This is a genomic window from Pseudarthrobacter quantipunctorum (assembly GCF_045291495.1).
GTDB lineage: Bacteria > Actinomycetota > Actinomycetes > Actinomycetales > Micrococcaceae > Arthrobacter > Arthrobacter quantipunctorum.
Window position 1 is genome coordinate 1,837,098 of the sequence record NZ_CP148033.1, and the last position, 20,738, is coordinate 1,857,835.

Genomic DNA, 20,738 nt, shown 5'->3' on the forward strand with positions numbered 1-20,738 from the left:
ATGGCATGCTGGAGCCATGTGTGGACGTTACGTAATGGCACGCGCGGTGGGGGACCTCCTTGCCGAGTTCGACGCCGAACTTGAGGACGAAGTCAGCATCCCGCCGTCGTGGAATGTGGCTCCGACGGACGACGTCCCGATCGTCCTGGAACGCCTGGTGGACGGCGAATCCGGAAACAGGCAAGTCCGCCAGCTCCATGTGGCCCGCTGGGGGCTGGTCCCGTCATGGGCCAAGGATCCCGGAATCGGTTCCCGGATGATCAATGCCCGCAGCGAGTCCGTCCTTGAAAAGCCGGCGTTCCGGAAAGCCATCCAGTCCCGCCGCTGCGCTGTCCCGGCAGACGGCTACTACGAGTGGAAGCAGGGGCCGGGTAAGTCCAAGCAGCCGTACTACGTGCACCCGGGCGCTGGCCATGGCTTGGTGTTCGCAGGGCTCTATGAATGGTGGAAGGATCCCACCTGGCCGGCAGGGGAGCCGGGCGGGTGGCTGCTCTCAACGTCCATCCTGACCACTGACACGCCCCCGCCTGGCAGTGAGTCGACCGTATTTGGAAAACTCACGGCACTCCATGACCGGGTCCCCCTGCCCATGGACAAAGCCACCATGCAGGCCTGGCTTGACCCCCAGGCCGATGATCCGGCAGGACTTGTGGACCTGGTGCGGGCGGGCGTCAAGGACGTGGCTGCTGACTGGCACGTGGAATCCGTAGGGAAAGAAGTGGGCAACGTCAGGAACAACGGGCCCGAACTCATCGAGCCCGTGGAAGCTCTCTTCTAGCAGCGGGCCCTCCAGCAGCCCGGACCAAACCTTAAGGAAGGGCTATACGGTGACCGCGCCGTCGTCGTCCACTGCCCAGGTGGGGTTGTACGCAACCTCCCACCGGAAACCGTCCGGGTCCGCGAAGTAGCCGCTGTAGCCGCCCCAGGGCTGGGTGATGGGCTCGGAGATGATGTCCGCCCCTGCGGCGGCAGCTTCCTCCATGACGCGGTCCACGTCCTCCGTGCCGGGAAGGTTGTGGCTCAGCGTGATGCAGGGGACACCCCCGGACGCCGTGACGCCGGCGTCTGCCTGCATCTGGCGCACATCCCACAGGGACAGCACCAGCCCGTGGTTCACCTGGATGAACACCACGTCACCTGGAACCTCGCGGTGGACAGGCCAGCCCAGCCCGTCAACGTAGAAGGCCCGGGACGTGGCAACACTGCGGACGCCCAGCGAAATGAAGTCGACTCTTGGCTGCATGCTTCGATACTGTCAGACGATGGCGACAATTCAAGGAAACGATAGAGATGCTTTGGCCGACAAGGAACAGCTCGCTGCCGTCCGGGTTGCTGTTGACGAAGTGGATGAACAGATCGTCACCCTCATCGCCCGCCGCGAACGGCTGATCCGTATTGCCGGGACGCTCAAGGGCGACGACGCCGAGGTCCGTGCGCCCGGCCGGGTGGAACGGATCATTGAGCACGTCCGTTCAGCCGCGGAAAAGAAGGACATAGACCCGGACATCGTCGAGTCCACGTACCGGGCCATGATCTCCGGCTTTATTGAACTGGAACTGAAGGTCCACAAAGAGAACAGCTGATCTGCCGCTGTTCGGGCCCGGCTTACAGGTTTTCCGCCACGGGGACGCCGTGCTGGTATTCCCTGCCCTCGGCCTCGCTGAAGGCTGACATGAGGTGCCCCTTGCCGAGCCCGTTCAGGGCGGCAAGGGGAAAGCTGCCGGTGATGCTGTTCTCTGAATGGGTTACCCCGGACAGGTCGTAGTCTTCCTCGACTCCCTGTTCGCGGTTGAAGGAATAGAAGGCAATGGCCTTCCCGTTCATGAACTCAATACACAGCCTCCGTTGCGAGGAATAGTCGGGCGTAGCCCCCACCAGCCCCACTACGTAAGCACCGGAATCCGGGATGGTGCCGTCTATATCGAACGTGGCCACCACGGTGGAGTCCTGGGTTGTGATGCTTGCCTGCTTCAGAAGTGCGTCTTGGGTTTTCATGGCACAATCCTGCTCCCTGGCGATCGGTCCGTCCACCCTTGACGGCCAATCTTCTTTGTCCCTCCCATGGCCCATCTATGCCCCCGTTCTGGGCAGGGGTAGACTGATGTTATTCGAATATGTGTTCGAATATTTCCAGTTCTATCCAGCCGGGGAGGCGCCATGGGGATGTTCAGCGAATCCGTGGATGTCCAGTGCGCTGCGGACGGCGAACCAAGCAGCCTGCTGTGGGCAGGCCGGTCCTATACCGTCTGCACTGAACCCGTGCGCTGGTACGAACGCAGGCAATGGTGGGCCGAAGAAAGCCGCGCGCCGCTGGGCAGCGGACCCGGAGTGGTGGACCATGAGATCTGGCGCGTCCAAGTCCTTCCATCCAATCCGGGGCGAGGTTCTGAAGCGCCGGAAGAACCCCTGACCCTTGACCTCACCAGGCATATCCGCAGCGGCCGCTGGCGGCTCCTGCGCATCCATGACGCACTCCGGCCCAGGACAGCATGAGTTTCACCCATCTTCACGTCTCCACCGCTTTCAGTGCCCATTACGGCGTCTCGTGGCCCGAGGAACTGGCGCAGGCCGCGGCCGCTGACGGCGCAACCGCGCTCGCCTGCACGGACAGGGACGGTCTGTACGGAACCATCAAACACCTCAAGGCATGCATGGCAGCAGGCATCGACCCCATCGTTGGGGTTGACCTTGCCGTTTTCGACGACGACGGCGATCACCGCACGCAGCTGGCCGGCAGGGTGGTGGTGCTGGCCCGGGGCCACAACAACGGGGCCGGCTACCGTGCCCTCTGCAGATTGATTTCCGACGCCCACGCCCGCACCACGGGAAAAGCCGGGGGAGCAGTCCCCGTGGCCGTCACCCGGGCAGAGCTGGCTTCCCGCACCCTTGATCCCCAAACCCTCAAACCGGTGTTGACGGTCCTGATCGGGCCTGATTCCGACGTCGGACGGGCCATGGGAGGGCGCCGCTACCTTCGCCCGCGCACCCTTTTCAAACAGTGGCTGGAGGCCATGCCCGCAGGCACGCTGGTGGCCGAGATCGTGTCCCAGCTCAGCGCACCGGGAAAGCCGTTGAGCACAGCCCATGCCGTCCGGATGCTCAGGCTTGCCGAAGAGCATCATGTTCCTGCTGTCCTGACCAACGCCGTCAGGTACTGCGCAGCAGACGGTGCCCCCACCGCCGATGTTCTCGACTCAGCCCGCACCCTGAAATCCCTGCCTGAACTCGCGGATGAACCGCTGCTTCAGCCAACCGGCCAGGGATGGCTGAAGTCTTCACCGGAAATGCTCCGGCTGGGCAAAGAGATCATTTCAGCGGCAGGATACGGTGCCGCGGACCTGAAACAGCTGATGGCCCAAACCGAGGCGCTCGCCGACCGCTGCCGGATGGATCCGGCCACGGACATGGGCTGGAAGCAGCCGGTAGTGCCCGAAGCCTCAGTCATAGGCATCAGCCAGGATCCACACGTTGAACTGGTCCAGCGGTGCCAGGCCGGTATCAGCCGGCGCTTTCCGGGAATTGCTGGCGCAGCCGGAGAGAGGATGCTCTCCCGGCTCGACCATGAGCTGGGCATCATCCGCAACCTCGGGTTTTCCTCCTACTTCCTGACCGTCGCCGAGGTATCACGCATGATCCAGGAGATGGGAGTGCGGGCGGCTGCCCGGGGATCAGGCGCCTCAAGCCTGGTCAACTACCTGATTGACGTCAGCCAGGTGAACCCCTTGCAGCACGACCTCATCTTTGAACGGTTCCTTTCACAGGACCGCGCAACCCTTCCGGACATCGATATTGACGTTGAAAGCGCGGAGCGGCATAACGTCTACCACCGCATTTTCAAGAGATTCGGTTCCGAGCGGGTCACCCTGATGAGCATGCAGAACGGATACCGGGCCCGGGGTGCGGTGCGGGACGCGGGGATGGCGCTGGGCATGGACGACGACGAGGTGGGGGAGATCGCCAAGCAGCTGTGGCGTTTTTCTGCGCGGAAATTCCGTGAGGCACTGCAGGAAAAACCTGAACTCCGGGAATTCGCCGGCAGGGTGGAGCAGCGCGATCAGGACGGGAACCAGCAGCTTGACCTGCTGGTTGACCTGACGGAACGCCTGGACCGGCTGCCCCGCCACATATCCATGCACCCCTGTGGCGTAATCCTTGGCGACGCTACCCTCCTGGACCGCACCCCGGTGCAGCCCAGCGGGCTGGGGCTGCCCATGAGCCAGTTCGATAAGCACGACATGGATCCCATGGGCATGCTCAAGCTTGACGTCCTGGGAGTCCGGATGCAGAGCGCCATGGCGTTTGCCGTCCGTGAAGTCATCCGCATCCACCCGTCCAAACAGGAAGTGGTGGCCGCCGGAAGACATCCGTCCGGACCTGACGGCACAGGGCCCGACTACATTGCTGACAATGGCCACATCAACCTCAATGCAGTTCCCCTTGATGATGAAGCCACCTTTGATCTCATCAGAAGCACCCACACCCTGGGCTGTTTCCAGATTGAATCACCCGGCCAGCGGGAACTGATCGGCAAGATGGCGCCCCGGGAGTTCAACGATCTCATCATCGATATCTCGCTGTTCCGTCCCGGCCCCATGAAGTCGGACATGGTCCGGCCCTTCCTGGAACACCGGCACGGTTTCGCCCCCGAGGTCTATCCGCATCCGGACCTTAAACCCGTGCTGGCGGAAACCCATGGCGTTACCGTCTTCCACGAACAGATACTGCGGACCTTTGATGTGATGACCGGCTGCGGGCTGGCCCGCGCTGACGAATTCCGCCGCGCCCTGGGAAATGAGGCACTCGAGCTGGAGGTGGAGGAATTCTTCCGCAAAGCTGCCAGGATCAAGGGTTACCAGCCAGAGGTGGTGGACAACGTCTGGGGGACGCTGAAGGCCTTTGGAAGTTTTGGATTCTGCAAAGCACACGGCGCCGCCTTCGCCGTTCCCACCTACCAGTCGGCCTGGCTGAAGGCCCATCATCCGGAAGCGTTCCTTGCCGGCCTGTGGGAGCACGATCCCGGCATGTACCCCAAGAGGCTCCTGGTGGCGGAAGCCCGGCGGCTCGGGATTCCCATTTTTCCCTTGGACATTAACCGCAGCAAGGCTGAGTACCGGGTGGAACGGATCGAAGAAGGCAAGGACGCAGGAAAACTGGGTATCAGGCTCAGCCTCAACGGCATCTATGGGCTTTCCGCAACAGAACTCAAACGCATCGTCGCGGGCCAGCCCTATGACTCCCTTGCGGACCTGAGGGCGCGGTCACGGGTCAGCAAGCCCAATATCAAGCGGTTGGCCCAGCTGGGGGCTTTTGATTCGCTTCACCGTGAGGCGGGCGGCACGGCAAACCGGGCCGACCTCGTCCACCACCTGCAACAGATCCAGGGGTCCAGCAGTGGGCGGAAAGGCGTGGAAGTCCTCGAGGGCCAGCTGTCCCTGCCCTTGGGGGATGTTGAACTGCGCAATGTTAAGCCGGGGCTCCCGTCGCCAACACTTGTGGAAAACGTGCGGGCTGAACTGGACCTGATGGCCGTGGACGTCAGCAGCCACCTGATGGACAGCCACCGGCCCATGCTGGACAGGCTTGGTGTCACCACGGCGGACAAACTCCTGGGCCTGCGCAACGGAACGGAGGTATTGGTGGCCGGAGTGCGGGTGGCAACACAGACGCCGCCCATGAGGGGCGGGAGGCGCGTGGTCTTCATCAGTATCGACGACGGCACCGGCTGCATAGATTCGGTCTTTTTCCACGAAGCCCAGGAAAAAGCCGGCATGCTCCTCTTTGGGACCAGGCTGCTGCTGATCCGCGGGACAACCCGGCGGACCGGGCCTCGTGGGATCAGCCTAAGTGCAAGCATGGCCTGGGACCTTGGCAGGACAGAGACCCTGCCCTTCCCGGATTCCCGTCCGCAGGAACCCGAAGCCCCGCATCCGCTGGATGGAATCAGCAGGAGCCTCGCCATAACGGGATTCAGCGGCTGACCCTTCCGTGCGCCGCGTTGGTCGGGCCTCAGCGGAACCGATAGCATTGACGATGGCTGGCTGTGGTCCCCGTATGCCACAAGCTATGAAGCCTTAACTTTGAATAGGAGACACCCGTGTCAGATGCCCAGCAGATCACCCTTCTCGTCGATGGCGAAGAGACCAAGGTGACTACCGGGACAACCGGTGCGGAACTCTTCTTTGAGCGCCGTGATGTTGTTGTAGCCCGCGTCAACGGCGAGCTGAAGGACCTTGACCAGGAGCTGCCGGAAGGCGCCGACGTCCAAGGCGTCACAATTGACTCTCCCGACGGCCTTAACGTCCTCCGCCACTCCACCGCCCACGTCATGGCCCAGGCTGTCCAGCAGTTGCGCCCCGACGCCAAGCTGGGCATCGGCCCGTACATTACTGACGGGTTCTACTTCGACTTCGATGTGGCAGAACCGTTCACTCCCGAGGACCTCAAGACCCTCGAAAAGATGATGCAGAAGATCATCAACCAGAACCAGAAGTTCGTCCGCCGCGTGGTGAGCGAGGACGAAGCCCGTGAAGCCATGAAGAACGAGCCCTACAAGCTCGAACTGCTGGGCAAGAAAAACGAGGCCGCCGAGGCAGGCGAGGGCGTGAACGTGGAGGTCGGCGCAGGCGACATCACTATTTACGACAACGTTGAGCGCAAGGAAGGGACCACCGTTTGGTGCGATCTCTGCCGCGGCCCGCACCTGCCCAACACCAAGCTCATCTCCAACGCCTTTGCCCTCACCCGCTCGTCCTCCGCATACTGGCTGGGCAACCAGAAGAACCAGCAGCTGCAGCGCATCTACGGCACGGCCTGGCCCACCAAGGACGCCCTCAAGGCCTACCAGGAACGCATCGCAGAGGCAGAACGCCGCGACCACCGCAAGCTCGGCTCGGAACTTGACCTGTTTTCCTTCCCGGATGAACTCGGCTCAGGCCTTCCGGTCTTCCACCCCAAGGGCGGCATCATCCGCAAGGAGATGGAGGACTACTCCCGGCAGCGCCACGTCGAAGCCGGTTACGAGTTCGTCTACACCCCGCACATCACCAAGGGCCACCTGTACGAGGTCTCCGGCCACCTGGACTGGTACAAGGACGGCATGTTCCCCGCGATGCACGTGGACGCCGAACTCAACGAGGACGGCACTGTCCGCAAACCCGGCCAGGACTACTACCTCAAGCCGATGAACTGCCCCATGCACAACCTGATCTTCCGCGCCCGGGGACGGTCCTACCGCGAACTGCCCCTGCGGCTCTTCGAATTCGGCTCCGTGTACCGGTACGAGAAGTCCGGCGTGGTGCACGGCCTGACCCGGGTCCGCGGCATGACACAGGACGACGCCCACATCTACTGCACCCGCGAGCAGATGAAGGTCGAGCTCACCAAGACGCTGACGTTCGTGCTGGACCTCCTGAAGGACTACGGCCTGAACGACTTCTACCTGGAGCTGTCCACCAAGGATCCGGAGAAGTACGTTGGGGAGGACGCGGCCTGGGAAGAAGCCACCCGCACCCTCGCCGAAGTGGCCGAGGAATCCGGCCTGGAACTGGTCGCGGATCCGGGTGGGGCCGCCTTCTACGGCCCCAAGATCTCGGTGCAGGCCAAGGACGCCCTTGGCCGCACCTGGCAGATGTCCACTATCCAGCTGGACTTCAACCTGCCTGAACGCTTCGAACTCGAGTTCCAGGCTGCAGACGGCAGCCGGCAGCGGCCCGTGATGATCCACCGTGCCCTGTTCGGATCAATCGAGCGTTTCATGGGCGTGCTGACCGAGCACTACGCCGGAGCCTTCCCCGCGTGGCTGGCACCGGTACAGGTGGTGGGCATTCCGGTTGCTGAGACCTTCAATGAGTACATGTTCGACGTCGTCGACCAGCTGAAGGCCGCAGGGATCCGCGCCGAAGTGGACACCTCCTCGGACCGGTTCCCCAAGAAGATCCGAACGGCCAGCAAGGACAAGATTCCGTTCGTGCTGATCGCCGGCGGGGACGATGCCGAAGCGGGCGCCGTTTCGTTCCGCTTCCGTGATGGAAGCCAGGACAACGGCGTGCCCGTGGCAGAGGCAGTCAAGCGGATCACGGAAGCCGTCCGTAACCGGACCAGCTAGCGGAAACGGAACAGCACCGTGCAGGAGAACACAGGCGCAGGGTATCCAGGAGATGCCGGCGTTACCGACGACTTTGACCTCGCCGGTGTCCCGGACGCCTTCCAGCGCCTGTGGACTCCGCACCGCATGGCGTACATCAAGGGCGGGCAGCACCAGTTCAAGAACGAAAATGACTGCCCCTTCTGCGTCGGGCCCGGAAGGTCGGACGAGGAAGCACTCATCGTCCACCGCGGAAAGACGTGCTACGTGGTGCTCAACCTGTTTCCCTACAACCCCGGGCATCTCCTGGTGTGCCCCTACCGGCACATCCCGGACTACACCGACCTGACGCTCGATGAGACGGCGGAGTTTGCGGACCTCACGCAGACGGCCATGCGGGTGCTGCGTAAAGTGGCCAACCCGGGCGGTTTCAACCTGGGCATGAACCAGGGAGTTGTGGGCGGTGCCGGCATCGCCGCGCACCTGCACCAGCACATCGTTCCACGCTGGGGCGGCGACGGGAATTTCTTCCCTATCATCGCCCACACCAAGGCCATCACCCAGACCCTCGACGAGGTCCGCCAGCAGGTGGCCGACGCCTGGCCCGGGGAGACGGATGCTGAATAAGCACGCGCGCGGGTTTTTCACCGCGCTGTTCACCCCGCTTGCCCGCTGGCTCCTCAAAATCGGAATCTCGCCTGACGCAGTTACTGTCATCGGCACCGCCGGAGTGGTGGTGGGTGCGCTGGTGTTCTACCCGCTCGGCCAGCTCTGGTGGGGAACCCTGTTCATCACGGCGTTCATCTTCTCCGACGTCCTGGACGGCATCATGGCCAGGATGAGGGAGGTGGGCAGCCGCTGGGGCAACTTCCTTGACTCCACCCTGGACCGGATTGCCGACGGCGCCCTGTTCGCCGGCGTGGCCGTATGGTTCTTCACCGGCGGGGCCAACGTCCCGGTCGCCGTCGCAGCCATCGTCTGCCTTGTCCTGGGCATGGTGGTTTCCTACGCCCGTGCGAAAGCGGAATCGTTGGGGTTCACAGCCAACGTCGGAATCGCCGAGCGTGCCGAGCGCCTCGTCTCAGTATTGGTTGTCACGGGATTCACCGGTCTTGGGCTCCCTGAGGTGGTCCTGCTGGTGACTCTCCTGCTGCTGGCCGTCGCCAGCCTGATCACCGTGGTCCAGCGCGTGGTTTCGGTCCGCCGGCAGGCCCTCGCGGAACCGTCAACTGCCGATTAACGCGAATTAAGCCGGCCGGCCGCGGTGAGACTAGTATTAGGAATGCCCGGTCATTGGATCCGGCAACCCGGTGTGTGCACAGATGGCATCTTTGTGCCGCCCTGCACGCCCGGCGAAGGTCATCTATCTACCCATAGGGGTTTTTGTGTCTACACCTGATGTAAGCAGCGGGGCCGGTACGTCCGCGAACAGCGTCACGGGCAGCAACCGCGTCAAGCGGGGCATGGCTGAGATGCTCAAGGGCGGCGTCATCATGGACGTCGTCAACGTCGAGCAGGCCCGCATCGCCGAAGACGCCGGTGCCGTTGCTGTGATGGCGCTGGAACGCGTTCCGGCTGATATCCGCGCCCAGGGCGGCGTGTCCCGCATGTCCGATCCCGACATGATCGACAAGATCATCGACGCCGTCTCCGTGCCGGTTATGGCCAAGGCCCGGATCGGCCACTTCGTCGAGGCGCAGGTCCTGCAGTCCCTCGGCGTGGACTACATTGACGAGTCCGAGGTCCTGACCCCGGCCGACTACATCAACCACATCGACAAATGGAACTTCAAGGTTCCCTTCGTGTGTGGTGCCACCAACCTCGGCGAGGCCCTGCGCCGCATCAACGAGGGTGCGGCGATGATCCGCTCCAAGGGCGAGGCCGGCACCGGCGACGTCTCCAACGCCACCGGGCACATGCGCCAGATCCGCTCCGAGATCGCCAAGCTCGCAGCCCTTCCCGAGGACGAGCTCTACGTCGCGGCCAAGGAACTGCAGGCCCCGTACGAACTGGTCAAGGAAGTTGCCGCTGCCGGCAAGCTTCCGGTGGTGCTGTTCACCGCCGGCGGCATCGCCACCCCGGCCGACGCCGCCATGATGATGCAGCTCGGCGCTGACGGCGTGTTCGTCGGCTCCGGCATCTTCAAGTCCGGCAACCCCGCCCAGCGCGCCGCCGCCGTCGTCAAGGCCACCACCTTCTTCGACGACCCCGACGTCATCGCCAAGGCCTCCCGCGGCCTGGGCGAAGCCATGGTGGGCATCAACGTCGACGAGATCCCCCAGCCCCACCGCCTCGCTGAGCGCGGCTGGTAATTTCTCTGGTTCGCGCTTGGCGGCGCTGATCCTCTGCGCGCTATTCCCCGCGTCCTGCTAAGGCCGCTTCGCGGCGAGCCGGGACGCGGGGCCCCTTTTACGCGCGCTGCCGGATCACCCCCGCCCGTCGCCCCGGCTCTGTTAAGTACGACGCCGGTTCCTCACCTTTCTCTGGTGGGGGACCGGCGTCGTACTTCTTTAAGTGGGGTGGGGTGGGTGGGGAGCTTGGCTATTCCAGGCCGCGGCGCTTCAGCAGCGGTTCCAGCCTTGCCTCGCGGCCCCGGAGGATGCGGAATGATTCCAGGGGGTCGCGGCTGTTTCCCCGGGAGAGGAGCTCCTGGCGGAAACGGTCGCCGTTTGCCCGGGTGAGCCCGCCGTTCTCGGTGAACCAGTCCACCGTCTCCGCATCCAAAACTTCGCTCCAGATGTAGGAGTAGTAGCCGGCCGCGTACCCCGCACCGGCAAAGACATGCTGGAAATAGCCGGTCCGGTAGCGCGGCGGGATCAGGGCATGGGCGATGCCGGCGGCGGCCAGGGCCTTGTCTTCAAACGCAACGGCATCCTCGGGGATGTCGCTGCCGTCCAGGACGTGCCAGGCCAGGTCCAGCAGTGCCGCGCCCAGGTATTCGGTGGTGGCAAATCCTTCACCCCACAGCCGGGACGCCTCCAGTTTCGAAACCACCTCCTGCGGAAGCGGCTCGCCCGTTTCATGGTGGCGGGCGTAGTTCTGCAGCACGTCGGGCCACATGATCCACATTTCGTTGACCTGTGAGGGATATTCCACAAAGTCGCGGGGGACCGAAGTGCCGGAAAACCGGGGATAGGTCACGTTGGAAAACAGCCCGTGCAGGGCGTGGCCAAACTCGTGGAAGGTGGTCCGCAGCTCGTCCAGCGTCAGGAGCGTCGGTTCACCCGCGGGCGGCTTGGAGATGTTCAGGTTGTTGATGACCACCGGTTTTGTTCCGAGCAGCGCCGACTGTTCCACCAGGGAGTTCATCCAGGCCCCGCCCCGCTTGGATTCACGGGTGTAGTAGTCACCCAGGAACAGTCCCAGGCCCATGCCGTCCCCGTCGCGGACCTCCCAGACGCGGACATCGGGGTGGTACCCGGCAAGGTCCTTCCGCTCGTGGAATGTGATGCCGAAGAGGGAAGTGGCGGCGAAGAAGACGCCGTCTTCCAGCACACGGTCCAGCTCGAAATAGGGACGGAGTGCCTGTTCATCAACGTCGTAGCGTTCGCGCCGGACCTTCGCGGAGTAGAAGGCCCAGTCCCAGGCCTCCAGCGGATGGCCTGCGGCCTCGGCCAGGGCCGCGGCTTCGGTGTCGGCGTTCCGCACGGCTGCTGGCGCCATGCGGTTCAGCATGGACTGGACCGACCCGAAATCCGGGGCCGTCTGCCGGTCCACCACCAGTTCGGCGTAGTTTGCGAAGCCCAAAAGCGCTGCTTTTTCGGCGCGAAGCCGGGCCATTGACGTGGCCAGATCCAGCACGTCGAGGCTTCCGCCCCCGCTGCCCCGCGCCACAGACGCTTCGAACAGCCGACGCCGGACGCCCCGGTTCTCGAGGGCGGACAGGGCAGGCTGGTTGGTCGGCTGGATCAGAGTCAGCAGGAATTTGCCGTCATGCCCTGCGGCGCGGGCAGCCTCCGCGGCGGCGGCAATGTCATCGGCCGGCAGTCCCGCCAGCTCGCCTGCGTGGTCCAAAAGCAGCGCAGCGGATTTCATTCCTTCTTTCACGCGCTGCCCAAACTCGGTGCCCAGGCGGGAGAGCTCGGCGTTGACCTCCTTGAGCCTTTCCCTGGCGGGCCCCTCCAGCTGGATGCCCGACTGCCGGAACTCCTTCAGGTACTCCTCGACAAGCCGCACGGACTCCGCATCGCAGCCGGAGGTGTAGATGGCGGCAAAGCGCTCAAACAGTGCCCGGTTGAGGAAGACCTCGTCCTGGTGTGCGGAGAACAGCGGGGCCAGGGCAGTTTCCAGATCCCGGATCTCCTGGGATGCATCAGCCGAAACGAGGGTGAAGAAGGATGCAGCCGCGCGGTCCAAGAGCCGGCCGGAGCGTTCCATCGCCACGGCCGTGTTCTCGAAAGTGGCGGGGGCCGCGTCATCAACAATGGCCTGGATCTCAGCCAGATGCTCTGCGAGGCCTGACCGGACGGCGTCCTCATAATCGGCGGGTGTGATCTCCGCGAAGGGCGGAAGTCCATAGGGCAGGGGACTGGGTGCCAAAAGGGGGTTGGTCATGGAGTAAAACCTTTCACAGCAGGCCACGCTTCTCAATGTGAGCCACGCCATGGCCCGCTCCCTAGAATGCTCTTATGGGGACTCTAACCGGCAGGGGGCCGGTGCATTTTCGCCGCGTCATCCCTGCCCTTGCGCTGGCTGCCGCACTGTCTATAGCTGGAGCGCTCGGCGGCTGCGGCCTGGTCGCGGAACAGGCCGGGCCCGCGGCTCCGGCAGGAGCGACCGGTTTGGCCCGCACCGGTCCCGGCGGCCCCGGCCCCAGCAGCCCTGGCACCGGCAGCTCTGGCACCGGCAGCACCGCGGCTTCCCCTCCAACCCCGACGCCGACTCCCACGCCCGGCGAGGGTCCGGCCTGCCCGGTGCTCCGGTGCACGTCCGTGCTGGTCACCGGACACATGCTGGTTCACGCACAGCTGTGGCAGCAGGCGCAGCAGGACGCGGCAGCATCGGGCAAGTCCGGACTGGACTTCGTGCCGTTGCTTGACGGGCAGCGGCGGTACATCGGGAACAGTGATCTGGCCATCTGCCACCTGGAAACGCCGGTGGCCGTCCCGGAAGGTCCGTTCGCGGCCTATCCGTCGTTCAATGTTCCGCCGCAAATCATCGCAGCATCAAAAGAAGTGGGGTACCAGGCCTGCACAACGGCCAGCAACCACACCATTGACCGTGGAACGGACGGGCTGCTGCGCACCCTGGACCAGCTGGACGCTGCCGGCCTGAAACACACGGGTTCGTACCGGACTGAAAAGGAGTCGCAAGGGATCCTCATCATGCAGACTCCCGCCGCGAAGGTCGCCGTCATCCAAGCCACCTACGGACTCAACGGACTGCTTCCCGAGCACCCCTGGCAGGTGGACATGCTGGATGCCCCAACCATGATCGCCAAAGCGGAGAAGGCCAGGGCGCTGGGGGCGGACATCGTGCTGGCGGCCATCCACGCCGGAGACGAATACACCAGCGGTCCGAACGCCCGGCAGCGGGAAGTGGCGCACGCCCTGGTGGACAGCGGCCAGTTCAACCTGGTCTACGGACACCACACGCATTCCGTGCTCCCCATCGAGAACTACAAGGGCACGTGGATCGTATACGGCCTGGGCAACGGCATCACCGAGCTTTCGCCCTGGTACGCGGTCAACAACGAGGGCCTCCTGGTGCGGGTGCAGTTCGGCCAGGACGCCTCCGGAAGATGGACTGCCACGGACCTGGCCTGGGCGCCCTCCGTCATCGTCCGCGATCCCTACCGCTGGTGTTCGGTGGCGACCGACGCGCCACAGGGGCCCTGTGTCGGGCAGGAAGCCGACGCCGCCACCCGGAACAGGACAGCAGGCGTCGTGGAAGCAATGGGCGCAGCGGCAGCCGGAGCGCACGAACTTCTGATCACCCGCGACCCCTGACCCTCCGGTGCGGGCCGCCGCCCACAGGTATGTGCCAGTCCGGTGACCTGGTCGCGGGCCTGGTCAGCGCGGGCGGCGTGCGGCGTGTTCCCGCGCCAACACCGCGTAGCTGTCATCCGGATGGCCCGGAACAAAGCTGCCGTACTTGCGCTCCGCTGCCGTGCGGATCAGGAAGTCCGCGATGGCCGGGTTCTTGGGCAGGAGCGAGCCGTGCAGGTAACTGGCCACGATGTTCCGGTACCGGGCACCCTCGTGGCCGTCACTGCTGTTGTTGCCCATGCCCTTCGGGGTGGAGCCCAAAGGCCGCACGCCGCTGCCCAGGGTTGTCTGGCCGCTGTGGTTCTCGTAGCCAAGCACTTCCCCGAACTCCGCGGTGGCAACTTTGACGTTGCCGATCAGCCGCTCCTCGGTGCCGTGCGTCTCAACATCCAGGATGCCGATGCCCGGGATCACAGCGCCGGTGCGGGTCTTGAAGAAGTGTCCGAAGAGCTGGTACAGCCCGCAGATGACAAGCATGGGCGCACCGTCCTCCGCCAGGTCCTTCAGCACACCGGAGCGGGCCTGAAGGTCGTCCTGGATGACCAGTTGGCCGCTGTCCTGGCCGCCGCCGCCCACAATAATGTCCACGTCCTCAGGGAACGGATCCCCCACGTTGTACTCAAGCAGCTCCGGGGTGTAACCGTGCCAGCTGATGCGCTGCTGGAGGACCAGGGCGTTGCCCCAGTCGCCGTAGATGTTCATGTCGCGCGGGTAGAGCTGCACCACCCGGAGGGTGCCCTTGCTCCCGGGGTTTTCCTGTGCGGGACCAGCACCTGCCTGGCTCAAGAGACAACCTCCACGGTAGTGATTTTGGACAGTTCGCGGCGGATGGCCAGCATCGCCGTGTAGGTGCAGAAGATGCGCTTTGGCTTTCCGTGGGCTTCCCTGATGAAGGCCGCGAGTGCAGGCGTGATGTCCGGTTCGACGTTGCCGATGCGGACGTCGTCATATTGCAGCCGCAGTGCCATGTCGTAGGCCCGTGAACCGGCGAGCTGGTCAACCCCGCCCTCGCGCAGGGACTCGAATTCAACGTCCCACAGCCAGGACATGTCCCTGCCGTCGGCGTAGTTGTCATTGATGGCGATCATGGTGGCGTAACCGCCCGCGGGGAACGACTTCAGGCCCAGCCGGAAGCCACTGGGATTCTTGACCAGGACCAGGTCCAGGGGGTGGCCGTCAACGGTGAGGCTTTCCCCGCGTCCGAAGGCCGGAGCCACCCGGGACAGGGCCTCAAGCAGGGCGTCGTGGTTGGCGGTGGCGGCACCGCTGCCGCAGATGCTGCGCGCAAGCGTCAGCGCGGCGGCGGCGTTGAAGATGTTGTAGACACCCCGAAGCTTCATGCCCGTGGTGACCGTGGCGCCGTCGTACTCAAACTCAGCGGTGTCCGCGCCCACCTTGCGGAGGACGACGTCGGCTGCCGGCTTCTCCGGCAGGCCCGCCGGAGCGGGGCTTCCGGGAGCAGCCCGCATGTCGTCGTCGTTGGGGAAGGTGCTCAGGAGCGAGTCGTCCAGGCCAAAGTACTTGACGTCCTGCCCGGTGAGGGTGTCCGCGATCCGGGCAACCCGGGGGTCTTCCCGGTTCAGGACCACCGTTCCGGTGGTCTTCGCTGCGATGTGCTGAAGGAGTTGGGCTGTCTTGTCGATTTCGCCGAACCGGTCCAGCTGGTCCCGCAGGACGTTTAGGAGGAGGCAGTAGCGCGGCGGGACGCTGTTGACGAAGTGCACGGCGTGCGCTTCGTCCAGCTCCAGGACAGCGACGTCGGCGTCCAGCCGGCCGCGCCAGTCAACCTCGCCGAGCAGGGCCGCAGCGACGCCGCGGGTGAAATTGCTGCCAGTGCGGTTGGTGAAGACCTTCAGGCCCTGGCTTTCCAGCAGTTCCACCACCATTTTGGTTGTGGTGGTTTTGCCGTTGGTGCCACTGACCACCGCCACCCCATGGGGGAGGGTCCTGAGTGTCCGCCGCATAAAGCCGGGGTCGATTTTTTCGACCACCAGCCCGGGCAGGGCGGACCCGCCGCCCCGAAGCCGGGACACCCGGCGGACCAGTTTGCCGAGCGGAACACTGAAGTAGAGCATGTTTTGAATATATCCCAGCAAAGGCATGCAACCGCCGACGACGCCCTCCCTGCCGGTCCCTGTAAAGGGCCACCCGTATGCTGGATGGATGACAAATTCCCTTTCGGCTGCTCCTGCGCGCGCTGGAGCCGGCCTTCGGATCGGTGTGCTGGCGCTCCAGGGCGACTTCCGTGAGCACCTGCGGGCCATCGAGGACACAGGCGCCGAAGCCGTCGGCATCCGCCGGTCCAAGGAACTGGACGGCCTGGACGGGCTGATCATTCCCGGCGGCGAATCCACCGCCATCGACAAACTTGCCCGCGCCTTTGATCTTGCCGAACCGCTGCGGGAGCGCATCGCCGAAGGCCTCCCTGTGTATGGCTCATGTGCAGGAATGATCCTGCTTGCCACCGACATTGCGGATCCCGCCACGGACCTGTCCGGGGCTCCGCAGCAGACCTTCGGTGGACTGGACATCACCGTGCGCCGCAACGCTTTCGGCCGGCAGCGCGAGTCCTTTGAAACGGACCTTGACTTCAAGGGCCTCGATTTCAGCGCCACGGCGTCCGGCGTTGCGCCGGTCCACGCCGTCTTTATCCGCGGGCCGTGGGTGGAACGTGTTGGTCCCGGCGTGGAAATCCTCGCGCAGGTTGAGCCTGCCGACCCTGAGCACGCGTCCCACGCCGTACCGCTGCCGGGGACGGCTAGAATTGTTGCAGTGCGTTCCGGCCACCTGCTGGCCACCTCCTTCCACCCGGAAGTGACTGGGGAGAAACGCGTACACGAACTTTTTATCCGCATGATCAGAGGAGAAGCGTAAAGCATGTCAGGCCACTCCAAATGGGCAACGACCAAGCACAAGAAGGCTATCCTCGACAGCCGCCGCGCCAAGTCGTTCGCCAAGCTGATCAAGAACATTGAAGTTGCCGCGCGTATGGGCGGCCCGGACCTCCAGGGCAACCCCGGCTTGGAACTCGCCGTGACCAAGGCCAAGAAGACCTCGGTGCCGGCAGACAACATCGACCGTGCCATCAAGCGCGGAGCCGGGCTTACCGGTGAAGTGGTTGACTACACCGAGATCATGTACGAATGCCGCGGCCCGCAGGGTTCTGCGCTGCTTATCGAGTGCCTTACGGACAACAAGAACCGTGCGGCCTCGGAGGTCCGGCTCGCCATCTCCCGCAACGGCGGCACCATCGCCGATCCCGGTTCGGTCAGCTACCTGTTCAGCCGCAAGGGCGTGGTGACCCTTCCCAAGAAGGACCTGACCGAGGACGACGTCCTGATGGCTGTCCTGGACGCCGGTGCCGAGGAAGTCAAGGACAATGGCGACACCTTTGAGATCCACTCGGACCCCAAGGACCTGCAGGCTGTCCGCGATGCCCTGAAGGACGCAGGGATCGAGTACGACACCGACGAGGCGGAATTCGTTCCGTCCATGGAAGTGCCGCTGGACCTGGACGCCGCAAAGAAGTTCATGAAGCTCGTTGACGCCTTGGAAGACCTCGACGACGTCCAGAACGTCTACAGCAACGCCGACCTCAGCGACGACGTCCAGGCCGCCCTGGACTCTGAGTGAGGCCCCGCCTGTTCGTGAGGCGTTCCCGCCTGTGACGCTCCGCGTCCTGGGGGTGGATCCCGGCCTGACCCGCTGCGGGATCGGCGTTGTGGACGTCGAGCGGAACAGGCAGGCCACCATGGTTGCCTATGGCGTGGTGGGAACCTCGCCTGAGGACACCCTGGACCAGAGGCTGCTGGTGATCGCCCTCGCCATCGACGAGTGGCTTGACCGCCATGAACCGCACGTCCTCGCCGTCGAACGGGTCTTTTCCCAGCTCAACGTCAGCACCGTGATGGGCGTGGCCCAGGCATCCGGGGTGGTGATCGCGGCAGCGGCCCGGCGGGGGATCCCGGTGGCGCTGCATACGCCGTCGGAAGTCAAAGCGGCCGTCACCGGCAGCGGTACCTCGAACAAGGATGCGGTGACCAAGCTCGTCACCAAGATCCTGCGCCTTGACGCACCGCCGCGGCCTGCGGACGCCGCCGATGCCCTTGCGCTGGCCATCACCCACGCCTGGCGGGCGGGCAGCGGCGCCGCCGTTGCTACCACCGGCCCGGGCAGTTCCTCCCTGACCCCGGCCCAGCGGGCCTGGGCTGATGCCGAGGCGAAGGCGCGCCGCGCACGCTGAATGTCCTGGCTGCTTGCTAGGGTATTCGTAGATATGTTCGGATAGCCGGTCCTGCTCCCTGGAGCCCGGCAAAGACACCAGGAGCCAGGCCTTGATCAGTTTCCTTCGCGGGACGGTAGCGCATGTGGGACTTTCCACCGCCGTGATTGACCTCAACGGGGCGGGCATGAGCGTCAACGCCACCCCGCAGACCCTGAGCAGGCTGCGCACCGGCGAGGAAGGCCAGCTCTTCACCTCCCTGATTGTCCGGGAGGATTCGCTGACGCTCTTTGGATTTGCGTCCGACGACGAGCGCGAGGTTTTCGATGTCCTGCTCAGTGTGAGCGGGGTGGGGCCGCGCCTGGCGCTGGCAGTCCTCGCGGTCCACGAACCGGAGGCGATCCGGGTGGCCGCGCACACGGGGGACAGCAAAACGTTCACCAAGGTTCCCGGCATCGGCCCCAAAGTCGCTGGGCGGATTGTCCTGGAGCTGGCCGGAAAGCTGGTTCCGCACGGTACAGCCGGTACCGCCGCGGCCTCCACCCCGGCCGAAGCCGCCTGGAAGCCCCAGGTGGTGGCCGCCATGACCAGCCTGGGCTGGTCGGAAAAGGACGCCTCCTCAAGCATCGACAAGGCGCTGGCGGACGATCCCGAGGTGTCGTTCCGCGGCAACGTGCCGGAGATCCTGCGGACCACGCTCCGGTGGCTTGGACAGGACGGTGCACGGGCCGGCAACCGCGTAGGCAGCCGTGGCTGAACCGTCCCTGGTGGCCGCGGGGGAGGAGCCCGAGGAGCGTGCCATCGAGGCAGCGCTCCGGCCCAAGAACCTGGACGACTTCGTGGGCCAGCACCGGGTACGGAAACAGCTGTCCCTGGTTCTCCAGGCGTCCCGGATGCGCGGGCGCAGCGCGGACCACGTGCTCTTCTCGGGCCCGCCGGGACTGGGCAAGACAACCCTTGCCATGATCGTTGCGTCAGAAATGAGTGCGCCCCTGCGGATTAGCAGCGGCCCTGCCATCCAGCACGCCGGGGATCTCGCCGCCATCCTTTCCTCCCTTTCCGAGGGCGAAGTCCTGTTCCTGGACGAGATCCACCGGATGTCCAGGCCGGCCGAAGAGATGCTGTACATGGCCATGGAGGATTTCCGGGTGGACATCGTGGTGGGCAAGGGGGCCGGTGCAACGGCAATTCCCCTCGAGCTGCCGCCCTTCACCCTGGTGGGCGCCACCACCCGCGCTGGCCTGCTGCCCGGGCCGCTCCGGGACCGGTTCGGCTTCACCGGCCACCTGGAGTTCTACTCCGTGCCGGAGCTTGAACTCGTGCTGCGGCGCTCCGCCGGCCTGCTGGACCTCAAGGTCAACTCGGCGGGATTCTCCGAGATCGCCGGTCGCTCCCGCGGCACTCCCCGCATTGCCAACCGGCTGCTGCGCCGTGTCCGGGACTGGGCCCTGGTCCACGGAATTGACCAGATCGACGCCAGGGCGGCGTCCGCTGCGCTGGACATGTATGAGGTGGACAAAAAGGGCCTGGACCGGCTTGACCGCGCCGTGCTCGAAGCACTCATCACCAAGTTCGGCGGCGGCCCGGTGGGACTCTCCACGCTGGCCATCGCAGTCGGCGAAGAGACCGAAACCGTGGAAACCGTGGCAGAGCCGTTCCTGGTCCGTGAGGGCCTCCTGGGCCGCACCCCGCGTGGCCGGATTGCCATGGCTCCGGCCTGGACCCATCTTGGCTATGCCATTCCGTCAGGCGTCTTCGCCCAGGAGCAGCTGGACCTGTTCGAGCCTGCCGACGACGACGCCTGAGCCCGGACTGACGGGCCCCGAAATCCAATAGCAGGCTCCGTTCAGCTTTTCCCTTTAGACTGGTATGACGCTCGGCACGTTCGGGTCTTTGTTCCGCGGGTGGCCCTGGCCTCATGCGTGGCTGGGGAAGGAACCCGACAGGCTTATGCCTGCCTGACCGTCCTGCCCCTGCCGGAGCGAAGCCGATGTTGCTGGAAAATCAGCTATGCAAAAAAGGACGGAATTCCCCTTGGATCCAATGTCAATTCTCCTGTTCGTCATGCTCGGTGTGTTCATCTTCATGATGTTCCGCCGCAACAAGAAGACGCAGCAGCAGCAGGCGGAGCTCCAGTCGAAGTTCGGCCCCGGCGTAGACGTCATGACCAGCTTTGGCCTGTTCGGCCGCATCGTTGACATCGACGACGAGGAAAACAAGGTCACGCTGGAGCTTTCCCCCGGCAACCTTGCTACCGTGCACCGCCAGGCAGTCACCAAGATCGTAGAGCCGGCAGCGGTTCCGGCGGCTGACGCCCCGGCTGTCCCGGACGATGCGTCGTCGCTGACCGCGCAGGAGACCGGCAGCTCCGCAACGCCGCTCGAAACACCGGATGAAACCCCGAAGCGCCTCAACGACGAGGGCAAGAAGGACATCTAGTCCCCGC

The 20,738-nt window shown here is 64.6% G+C and carries 20 protein-coding genes; 15 read left to right on the forward strand and 5 right to left on the reverse strand.

Going from position 1 to position 20,738, the window contains the following annotated elements:
- Positions 1–16: 16 nt before the first annotated feature.
- The gene (locus WHH00_RS08505) at positions 17–778 is read left to right on the forward strand and encodes an SOS response-associated peptidase (RefSeq protein WP_406638039.1); all 762 of its coding nucleotides are present in this window, start codon (positions 17–19) and stop codon (positions 776–778) included.
- 42 nt (positions 779–820) lie between these two features.
- On the opposite strand, the gene WHH00_RS08510 is transcribed toward WHH00_RS08505, so the two are convergent.
- On the reverse strand, positions 821–1,243 hold the full coding sequence (locus WHH00_RS08510) for a VOC family protein (protein ID WP_406638041.1): 423 nt from the start codon (positions 1,241–1,243) through the stop codon (positions 821–823).
- A 19-nt stretch (positions 1,244–1,262) separates the two neighbouring features.
- Between WHH00_RS08510 and WHH00_RS08515 the strand changes: the two genes are divergently transcribed.
- Positions 1,263–1,583: a chorismate mutase gene (locus WHH00_RS08515; protein ID WP_066276294.1), complete on the forward strand. Its 321-nt coding sequence runs from the start codon at positions 1,263–1,265 to the stop codon at positions 1,581–1,583.
- Between the two features lie 22 nt (positions 1,584–1,605).
- On the opposite strand, the gene WHH00_RS08520 is transcribed toward WHH00_RS08515, so the two are convergent.
- Positions 1,606–1,995 (reverse strand): hypothetical protein, encoded by a 390-nt coding sequence (locus tag WHH00_RS08520; RefSeq protein ID WP_406638043.1) that lies wholly within the window; start codon positions 1,993–1,995, stop codon positions 1,606–1,608.
- 162 nt (positions 1,996–2,157) lie between these two features.
- On the opposite strand from WHH00_RS08520, the gene WHH00_RS08525 reads away from it, so the two are divergent.
- The 6 genes from WHH00_RS08525 (at position 2,158) to pdxS (ending at position 10,395) form a co-directional block, all read left to right on the forward strand.
- Complete coding sequence (locus WHH00_RS08525; RefSeq protein WP_400516105.1) at positions 2,158–2,493, forward strand: DUF6504 family protein; 336 nt, start codon at positions 2,158–2,160, stop codon at positions 2,491–2,493.
- Entirely contained in the window at positions 2,490–5,978 is a 3,489-nt protein-coding gene (locus tag WHH00_RS08530; protein ID WP_406638045.1) for a DNA polymerase III subunit alpha, read from the forward strand. The genes WHH00_RS08525 and WHH00_RS08530 overlap by 4 nt, the downstream gene beginning before the upstream one ends.
- Before the next feature lie 116 nt (positions 5,979–6,094).
- Positions 6,095–8,104 (forward strand): threonine--tRNA ligase, encoded by a 2,010-nt coding sequence (thrS, locus tag WHH00_RS08535; RefSeq protein WP_406638047.1) that lies wholly within the window; start codon positions 6,095–6,097, stop codon positions 8,102–8,104.
- A gap of 18 nt (positions 8,105–8,122) precedes the next feature.
- Positions 8,123–8,710: an HIT family protein gene (locus tag WHH00_RS08540; RefSeq protein WP_406638049.1), complete on the forward strand. Its 588-nt coding sequence runs from the start codon at positions 8,123–8,125 to the stop codon at positions 8,708–8,710.
- Positions 8,700–9,323 carry a phosphatidylinositol phosphate synthase gene (gene pgsA, locus WHH00_RS08545; RefSeq protein WP_406638051.1) on the forward strand — a complete coding sequence of 208 codons (624 nt, stop codon included), beginning with the start codon at positions 8,700–8,702 and terminating at the stop codon, positions 9,321–9,323. Before WHH00_RS08540 ends, pgsA begins: the two co-directional genes overlap by 11 nt.
- A 145-nt stretch (positions 9,324–9,468) precedes the next feature.
- Positions 9,469–10,395 carry a pyridoxal 5'-phosphate synthase lyase subunit PdxS gene (pdxS, locus tag WHH00_RS08550; RefSeq protein WP_406638053.1) on the forward strand — a complete coding sequence of 309 codons (927 nt, stop codon included), beginning with the start codon at positions 9,469–9,471 and terminating at the stop codon, positions 10,393–10,395.
- Positions 10,396–10,624: 229 nt separating this feature from the next.
- On the opposite strand, the gene WHH00_RS08555 is transcribed toward pdxS, so the two are convergent.
- The gene (locus WHH00_RS08555) at positions 10,625–12,637 is read right to left on the reverse strand and encodes a M3 family metallopeptidase (RefSeq protein WP_406638055.1); all 2,013 of its coding nucleotides are present in this window, start codon (positions 12,635–12,637) and stop codon (positions 10,625–10,627) included.
- Positions 12,638–12,711: 74 nt separating this feature from the next.
- Between WHH00_RS08555 and WHH00_RS08560 the strand changes: the two genes are divergently transcribed.
- On the forward strand, positions 12,712–14,031 hold the full coding sequence (locus WHH00_RS08560; RefSeq protein ID WP_406638057.1) for a CapA family protein: 1,320 nt from the start codon (positions 12,712–12,714) through the stop codon (positions 14,029–14,031).
- 63 nt (positions 14,032–14,094) lie between these two features.
- On the opposite strand, the gene WHH00_RS08565 is transcribed toward WHH00_RS08560, so the two are convergent.
- Together WHH00_RS08565 and WHH00_RS08570 are read right to left on the reverse strand one after the other, a co-directional pair.
- Complete coding sequence (locus WHH00_RS08565) at positions 14,095–14,856, reverse strand: glutamine amidotransferase (RefSeq protein ID WP_350003112.1); 762 nt, start codon at positions 14,854–14,856, stop codon at positions 14,095–14,097.
- On the reverse strand, positions 14,853–16,145 hold the full coding sequence (locus WHH00_RS08570; protein ID WP_406638060.1) for a MurT ligase domain-containing protein: 1,293 nt from the start codon (positions 16,143–16,145) through the stop codon (positions 14,853–14,855). Before WHH00_RS08570 ends, WHH00_RS08565 begins: the two co-directional genes overlap by 4 nt.
- Before the next feature lie 88 nt (positions 16,146–16,233).
- Between WHH00_RS08570 and pdxT the strand changes: the two genes are divergently transcribed.
- The 6 genes from pdxT (at position 16,234) to yajC (ending at position 20,731) form a co-directional block, all read left to right on the forward strand.
- The gene (gene pdxT, locus WHH00_RS08575) at positions 16,234–16,944 is read left to right on the forward strand and encodes a pyridoxal 5'-phosphate synthase glutaminase subunit PdxT (protein ID WP_406638062.1); all 711 of its coding nucleotides are present in this window, start codon (positions 16,234–16,236) and stop codon (positions 16,942–16,944) included.
- A 3-nt stretch (positions 16,945–16,947) separates the two neighbouring features.
- Positions 16,948–17,703, forward strand: a complete 756-nt coding sequence (locus tag WHH00_RS08580; RefSeq protein WP_231456866.1) for a YebC/PmpR family DNA-binding transcriptional regulator — start codon at positions 16,948–16,950, stop codon at positions 17,701–17,703.
- A gap of 31 nt (positions 17,704–17,734) precedes the next feature.
- On the forward strand, positions 17,735–18,313 hold the full coding sequence (gene ruvC / locus WHH00_RS08585) for a crossover junction endodeoxyribonuclease RuvC (protein ID WP_350003118.1): 579 nt from the start codon (positions 17,735–17,737) through the stop codon (positions 18,311–18,313).
- 91 nt (positions 18,314–18,404) lie between these two features.
- Positions 18,405–19,049 carry a Holliday junction branch migration protein RuvA gene (ruvA, locus tag WHH00_RS08590; RefSeq protein ID WP_174181114.1) on the forward strand — a complete coding sequence of 215 codons (645 nt, stop codon included), beginning with the start codon at positions 18,405–18,407 and terminating at the stop codon, positions 19,047–19,049.
- Positions 19,042–20,097, forward strand: coding sequence for a Holliday junction branch migration DNA helicase RuvB (gene ruvB / locus WHH00_RS08595; protein WP_350003119.1), 1,056 nt, complete (start codon positions 19,042–19,044; stop codon positions 20,095–20,097). The genes ruvA and ruvB overlap by 8 nt, the downstream gene beginning before the upstream one ends.
- Before the next feature lie 238 nt (positions 20,098–20,335).
- On the forward strand, positions 20,336–20,731 hold the full coding sequence (gene yajC, locus WHH00_RS08600; protein WP_406638065.1) for a preprotein translocase subunit YajC: 396 nt from the start codon (positions 20,336–20,338) through the stop codon (positions 20,729–20,731).
- The last annotated feature ends 7 nt before the right edge of the window (positions 20,732–20,738 follow it).

Excerpts from the sequence above, each read along its gene's own strand:
- WHH00_RS08555 (WP_406638055.1), bottom strand. The coding sequence starts at position 12,637 with ATGACCAACCCCCTTTTGGCACCCAGTCCCCTGCCCTATGGACTTCCG.
- yajC (WP_406638065.1), top strand. The coding sequence starts at position 20,336 with ATGTCAATTCTCCTGTTCGTCATGCTCGGTGTGTTCATCTTCATGATG.
- WHH00_RS08530 (WP_406638045.1), top strand. The coding sequence starts at position 2,490 with ATGAGTTTCACCCATCTTCACGTCTCCACCGCTTTCAGTGCCCATTAC.
- WHH00_RS08510 (WP_406638041.1), bottom strand. The coding sequence starts at position 1,243 with ATGCAGCCAAGAGTCGACTTCATTTCGCTGGGCGTCCGCAGTGTTGCC.
- pgsA (WP_406638051.1), top strand. The coding sequence starts at position 8,700 with ATGCTGAATAAGCACGCGCGCGGGTTTTTCACCGCGCTGTTCACCCCG.
- WHH00_RS08515 (WP_066276294.1), top strand. The coding sequence starts at position 1,263 with ATGGCGACAATTCAAGGAAACGATAGAGATGCTTTGGCCGACAAGGAA.
- WHH00_RS08520 (WP_406638043.1), bottom strand. The coding sequence starts at position 1,995 with ATGAAAACCCAAGACGCACTTCTGAAGCAGGCAAGCATCACAACCCAG.
- WHH00_RS08570 (WP_406638060.1), bottom strand. The coding sequence starts at position 16,145 with ATGCTCTACTTCAGTGTTCCGCTCGGCAAACTGGTCCGCCGGGTGTCC.
- WHH00_RS08505 (WP_406638039.1), top strand. The coding sequence starts at position 17 with ATGTGTGGACGTTACGTAATGGCACGCGCGGTGGGGGACCTCCTTGCC.
- pdxT (WP_406638062.1), top strand. The coding sequence starts at position 16,234 with ATGACAAATTCCCTTTCGGCTGCTCCTGCGCGCGCTGGAGCCGGCCTT.
- WHH00_RS08580 (WP_231456866.1), top strand. The coding sequence starts at position 16,948 with ATGTCAGGCCACTCCAAATGGGCAACGACCAAGCACAAGAAGGCTATC.
- WHH00_RS08525 (WP_400516105.1), top strand. The coding sequence starts at position 2,158 with ATGGGGATGTTCAGCGAATCCGTGGATGTCCAGTGCGCTGCGGACGGC.
- WHH00_RS08560 (WP_406638057.1), top strand. The coding sequence starts at position 12,712 with ATGGGGACTCTAACCGGCAGGGGGCCGGTGCATTTTCGCCGCGTCATC.